This is a genomic window from Streptomyces sp. NPDC058240, from assembly GCF_042882135.1.
Lineage (GTDB): Bacteria > Actinomycetota > Actinomycetes > Streptomycetales > Streptomycetaceae > Streptomyces.
In genome coordinates this window covers 20972-26725 of record NZ_JBHVWT010000062.1, presented here as the reverse complement: position 1 = coordinate 26725, position 5754 = coordinate 20972, and the positions used below count along the sequence as shown (strand labels likewise).

Below are 5754 nucleotides of genomic sequence, written 5' to 3'. Positions count from 1 at the left end.
CCAGCACGACAGGACTCTCCGATCAGCCCCGATACGCCTGTGCCACACGTTCCAGCGACAGCAAACGTGGCATCACGTCACATACCGCCCTCTGATTCTCCGCCAGAGCCTTGGTGCGGTCCGGTGGCGCCGGTCGCCGCTCGATGCCGATCGTCGGATCGCCTTCGATCCAGCCTTGGCGCTGCCACCAGCCGATCGCCTTGCGCGCGATGGACAGCTCCCGGTTGACGGTGTCGGCGTCCATCTCGTCCGCCCGCGCCGCCGCCAGCTCGGCCAACACCTCCGGCAGCACCGGGTCGTCGATCGCGGCGACGGGGACGGCGGGCGGCTTCGCGCCCCGGCGGGCGGGTCCGGTCGGCGCCGGTTCGCCGGTGAGCATCCATCCCCACGTCGTCAGCGAGATCCGGTAGATCCGCGCGGAGGACTTCGCGATGCCCGCGCCGGTGAGGTAGCGCTCGACCGCCGCGGTGTACGACGCGGGCGGGGCGGACAGAGGTACGACCCGAGCGCGCGGCAACCGAAGTGCGCCGCCGCTCCCGATCTCGGTCACTGGTTCGATCGTCACGCCGTCCCACCCTTCCGGTACTGCCGCAGTAAATGCGTACACCTCGCCCCGGCGGCCGGATTGGTCCGCCGCAGGTCGCGGTGATCACGGTAGGGGCTCCGCCGCGGTAAATCCGGCATTTACTGCGGCAACATTCTGGTGACCTGTCAGACAGGAGAGAGTCGATGAGGACCCTCGCGGATTTTTGGAGAGATGCGGGCGGGCCGTGGGGTCTGGAACGAGTCTTGTCCGGGCCGGGGCCGTGGGGACCGCTTCGTGAAACTACGTAAATAAGAGGCCACGCGGATAGGCACGGTTGGGGACACCGGCAGCAGAACGGGCGCAAGTCCCGGTGATCATGGGGTTGCGACGCTCTGTGATTACTGAGGAGACCTGTGCCTGTGCTGCCGTCGTGGCTCACCGAACCGCTCTGGGACCAGTTCGCGCTCCTGCTGCCCGCGCGGCCGGCCTACCACCGGGACCATCCGCTGGGCTGCCACCGTCGGCGCATCAGTGACCGGATCGTCTTCGACAAGATGCTGCAACTGCTGCGCTTCGGCTGCTCCTACCAAGCGATAGCCGACACGACCTGCTCGGCCACCACGATCCGCAGCCGTCGCGATGAGTGGATACGACTGGGCGTCTTCGCCGAGTTCAAGAGGATCGCCCTGGAGTGCTACGACCGGATCGTCGGCCTCGTCCTGGACCGGATCGCCGTCGACGGCGCCATCACCAAGGCTCCCGGAGGCGGCGAAGTAACCGGGCATTCGCCGGTCGACCGCGGCAAACAGGGCCTGAAACGCTCCGGCATGACGGATGGTTACGGCATTCCGTTGGGCCGCGTCCTGGCCGGAGCCAATCGCCACGACTCCCCGCTGCTCGCCCCGACCCTGGACCTGCTGGACGACCTCGGACCCCTGCCCGACGACATCACCGTGCACCTGGACGCCGGCTACGACTCCGACAAGACCCGCGCCCTGCTTGCCGAACGCGGCCTGCACGGCCGGATCGCGCACAAGGGCGAGAAGGCGCCGATCCAGGCAGGTCAGAGGTGGCATGTGGAGCGCACCCACGCCTGGCAGAACGCCTTCCAGCGCCTCGCCCGCTGCTATGAGCGCCGGGCCGTCGTCATCGACGCGTTCTTCGACCTCGCCGACACCGTCATCACCGTCCGCAGCGTGATCCGCCGGGCGTGGATGACCCACCGCTGGGACGGACGACCGCACCGCCGCCCATGACTGCACACCAACGGTGGCAGGTGATCGTGGTCTCGGTGGGCCGGTGGCTGCGGCTGACCGGCCCCGCCACGGGCCGCCGTATCGGTCCCCTGCTGTCCGGCCGCACCCGACCGGTCACCACGGTCGCGACAGCCGTGACGGCCGCCCCGTCGCTGTCAGCGGCAGCGACGACGGAACAGTACGCGTATGGGACCTGACCACCCACCGGCAGACAGGACCGGCACTGACCTTCCCCGCACCTGTAGGGCTGGCCCGGGGCGGTTCGTCCTGGTCCTGCTCGTGGCCCTGCGTGCGAATCGACGGCGCCGGGGTCCGTATGCGCCCCGGGCGGTTCCACACGGTTCCACACCGTGGGATGCGGCACGGTCGGGAAGGCAGGAACTTGCGGGGGCAGGCCGGGCTTGGGGGTCCTGGTCGGGTCGTGGTGCGGCTGGCCGGCTGCTGCCGGCGGTGAGTGCTGTGGGTGTGTGGCGGTTTCGGGGCCGTGGTTATCAGTAGATGTACGTAACGGGCTACGGATCTTCCGCGTGGGGGTTTACCGGGGCTGGTGGGTGTCGGTGGGGGCGTCTACGGTGCCGGTCATGAGTAACGGTGCGCGTGAAGGTGGTTCGGCAACGGCTCTGTCCGGGGCGGGTGCGTGGTGGTCGGATCCGGGGTTGCTGGTGAACGGTGATCCGGATCATGTGTGGGGGTTGCTGGATTCGGGGGTGGGTCCGGGGGCGCGGTTGGCGGCGGCGGTGTATCGGGCGTCGGCGTATGTGCATCGGGGAGCGTCACCTGGGGTGCGGCGGCAGTTGCTGGCGTTGGACGCGGCCCGGTACGGGGACCGGGACCTGTCGGCGCGGATCAGTGCCGTGCTGGTGGAGGGTGAACCGGCGGCGCGGTGGAGGGTGGACTGGGCCACCGGTAGCAATGTCGATGCCCCGTTCCGGCGTGCGTTCACCGGTCACGACCGCGAGGTGTCGGCGGTGGCGACGGGGGTGGTGGACGGCCGCACCGTCGCCGTCACCGCCAGCCGGGACAAGTCGGCGCGGGTGTGGGACCTGGCCACCGGACAGCAGGTCGGCGAACCCCTCACCGGCCACACCAGCTGGGTGCGGGCAGTGGCGACGGCGGTGGTGGACGGCCGCCCCATCACCGTCACTGCCAGCAACGATAAGACGGTGCGGGTGTGGGACCTGACCACCGGACAGCAGGTCGGCGAACCCCTGACCGGCCACACCGGCTCGGTGCGGGCGGTGGCGACGGCGGTGGTGGACGGCCGCCCCATCGCCGTCACCAGCAGCATCGATAAGACGGTGCGGGTCTGGGACTTGACCACTGGGAAGCAGGTCGGCAAACCCCTGACCGGTCACACCGGCTGGGTGCGGGCGGTGGCGACGGGGGTGGTGGACGGCCGCCCCATCGCCGTCACCAGCAGTCGGGACAGGTCGGTGTGGGTGTGGGACCTGGCCACCGGGAAGCAGGTCGGTGAACCCCTGACCGGTCACGACGGCGAGGTGTTGGCGGTGGCGACGGGGGTGGTGGACGGCCGCCCCATCGCCGTCACCAGCAGCAACGATGAGACGGTGCGGGTGTGGGACCACACCACCGGGAAGCAGGTCGGCGAACCCCTCACCGGTCACACCGGCTGGATGCCGACGGTGGCTACGGGGGTGATGGACGGCCGCCCCATAGCGGTCACCGGCAGCGACGACCGAACAGTACGCGTATGGGACCTGACCACCCACCGGCAGACAGGACCGGCACTGACCTTCCCCGCACCGATAGAGGCGGTGGCGGTGACACCGCACAACACCCACCTGACCGTCGCCTTCGGCCACGACATCGCGACCCTGTCCCCCCACTGACCAACCAGCCCAACCGGCCCGTCCAGTCCATACAGCCCTGGCGGGCCGGCCCGCCCGACGGCATGCCCGCCCACCCGCCGGAAGCCGTCCGGCGAAACCCAACAACACGGACGGTACCCACGGTTCGCCCGATCCACTGCCCCGCACCGGGCCGACGACCACCCACGCGGATGGCTGGGGAACCGGGGACAGCACGTCCCTGTCCAACCGGGCAACAACGCCGAGAACCGCTCCCACAACGGCGAGGACAGTGACAACGGCAGAACAGGCACCCCCCGGTGATCACAGAGTGTCGCGACTCCGGGACCACCCGGAACTGTGCCCGCCCTACCACCAGAGCCGGCCCCATCACCAATCCGCGCGAGTTCTAACTACGTGATTGTGTGGCGAGGGTGCCGCGTCGGGGGGATGTGTCGGTGGGGGCTGGTTGGATGTCTATCGGTCGGGCGGCTAGCCAGATTATGAGGGCACAGCGGCGAATGGATGCGGATGACTGACTGGGACCGGTTGATACGGCTCAACGGCGGGGAAAAGATCGTCTACGAGAGCCCGGCGCTGGATACCCCAGCCGAAGTCTGGTTCTACGCGCCGGCGTGGGAGCTGCGCCTGTGGAGTGCTGGAGGGTTGGTGGTACACGACACCGACGCGGTCACGGTTGCCGACCCGGTCACCGCACGGAGCACGCTGTACCGCCTGCGCGATCAGCTGGTGGTGGACGTGGAGGTGCGTAGTGACACCGCGGTCGTCCGCCGCGGGGTGCTCAACGGGCCGCTGGTCGCGTCGCGGATCGCGCCAGGTGACGTCGCCGCCCTGTTGGCCGACTACAGGGCACTCGGGTTCCGTGACGGCGCGCCGTGGAACGCCACCGAGACCCGGGTGACCGTGCGCGAGTACCGCCGCGACGGCACGGCCTGGACGATCCGGGTCGACGGCGAGCACACCCTGGAGAACGGGCAACGGGTCAGCACGGCCGGGGCCGATCGGCAGGCCGCCATCGCGTGCGCCGAGCGTCTCGTCCGCGGCAAGGAGGAGGACGGATTCAGCCTGCACCTCATTGAAACGTTCCCAGCCCAGCACCCCAACCCACGGCCGGTGCCACCCGCCGACGTGGTGCTTTCGGCCACGGTGCCGACGGCGGCGCCGGTCCCGGTGCCGCCGGACGCGTTCGCGGCCGTGGACGCGGCGGTCTCGATCCTGACCGATCTGCACCGGCGGATCCCCACCGCGCATTTCGTCACCGAACTGCTGGACGTACCGCAGGATCAGGCACGGGTCGAAGAATCGGAAGGGCATGCCAACTTCTTCCTCGACATGCACGCCAAACGCGTCGGTCGCTGGCGCTCCGCCCAGCCCGGCACGCCTCGCGCCGACGAGTCGAGCTGGGACTACTTTGCCCGCATCTACGCCTCGATCACCTGGGTCCTCCACAGCGAGGCGTGTGCGGGCCTGGACATGTTCTACTGCGGCAACGTCAGTGGTGGTGGCTGGAGCTGCCTGGAAATCGACTCCGCGGGCACCTACGACACGGACGACCACGCCGACGCCGTGGACAACCCCGAGCTCGCGGAACTGTTCGTGTTCCATGGCGGCTGGCACTACGACCAGTCGTTCGCATTCGACCAGCGTGTGTGCTCCCCGTCCGGGGAGCACCCGGTGGTCCCTTTCAGCGACACGCTGGAGTGCCTGCCGCCGCCCGCCTTGCCCAGCACCGTCGAGCCGTTCGGCATGTGGCTCTACCATCGCGTGTCCGACCTCGCCGAACAAGCGGAACGGAACCTGTGCGAGCTGCTCTGACGGCCCTGACGAGAAAACCCACCCACCGTCTGCACCATCTGGGGCGTCTGCTACGCCACCGGCCAGGTCGTCATCCACGACCAGGACCTGACCGGCGCCACCGCTAAGACCGTTCTCGGCGGCTCCCGTCTGGCCGGTCTCGCCCTGGCCTTCGGCCTCATGGTCGCCGTCCGGCGCTACATCGCTCCCACCCGCGCCTGACACCGCACCACGAAAAGCGGGGGCCGAAACCACAAGAGGTGGCTTCTGGCGCCGCTTCTACTCTCCAGCCAACGCCCCCACAAGGACAATCGCGGTCGGTCAAACAGCCTGGCCGAAGCCAGTGGCG

Annotated in this window: 5 protein-coding genes; 4 read left to right on the top strand and 1 reads right to left on the bottom strand. The window is 69.3% G+C overall.

Annotated elements, in window-relative coordinates:
• Positions 1 to 22: 22 nt before the first annotated feature.
• Complete coding sequence (locus ACFVX4_RS38000) at positions 23 to 565, bottom strand: hypothetical protein (RefSeq protein WP_389986869.1); 543 nt, start codon at positions 563 to 565, stop codon at positions 23 to 25.
• A gap of 374 nt (positions 566 to 939) precedes the next feature.
• Between ACFVX4_RS38000 and ACFVX4_RS37995 the strand changes: the two genes are divergently transcribed.
• The 4 genes from ACFVX4_RS37995 (at position 940) to ACFVX4_RS37980 (ending at position 5426) form a co-directional block, all read left to right on the top strand.
• A complete protein-coding gene (locus ACFVX4_RS37995) occupies positions 940 to 1782 on the top strand; it encodes an IS5 family transposase (RefSeq protein WP_389986866.1) in 843 nt (280 codons plus the stop codon).
• Entirely contained in the window at positions 1779 to 1979 is a 201-nt protein-coding gene (locus ACFVX4_RS37990) for a hypothetical protein (protein ID WP_389986863.1), read from the top strand. Before ACFVX4_RS37995 ends, ACFVX4_RS37990 begins: the two co-directional genes overlap by 4 nt.
• A 585-nt stretch (positions 1980 to 2564) precedes the next feature.
• The gene (locus ACFVX4_RS37985; RefSeq protein WP_389986860.1) at positions 2565 to 3632 is read left to right on the top strand and encodes a WD40 repeat domain-containing protein; all 1068 of its coding nucleotides are present in this window, start codon (positions 2565 to 2567) and stop codon (positions 3630 to 3632) included.
• Positions 3633 to 4121: 489 nt separating this feature from the next.
• Entirely contained in the window at positions 4122 to 5426 is a 1305-nt protein-coding gene (locus ACFVX4_RS37980; protein ID WP_389986857.1) for a hypothetical protein, read from the top strand.
• The last annotated feature ends 328 nt before the right edge of the window (positions 5427 to 5754 follow it).

Excerpts from the sequence above, each read along its gene's own strand:
- ACFVX4_RS37990 (WP_389986863.1), top strand. The coding sequence starts at position 1,779 with ATGACTGCACACCAACGGTGGCAGGTGATCGTGGTCTCGGTGGGCCGG.
- ACFVX4_RS37980 (WP_389986857.1), top strand. The coding sequence starts at position 4,122 with ATGACTGACTGGGACCGGTTGATACGGCTCAACGGCGGGGAAAAGATC.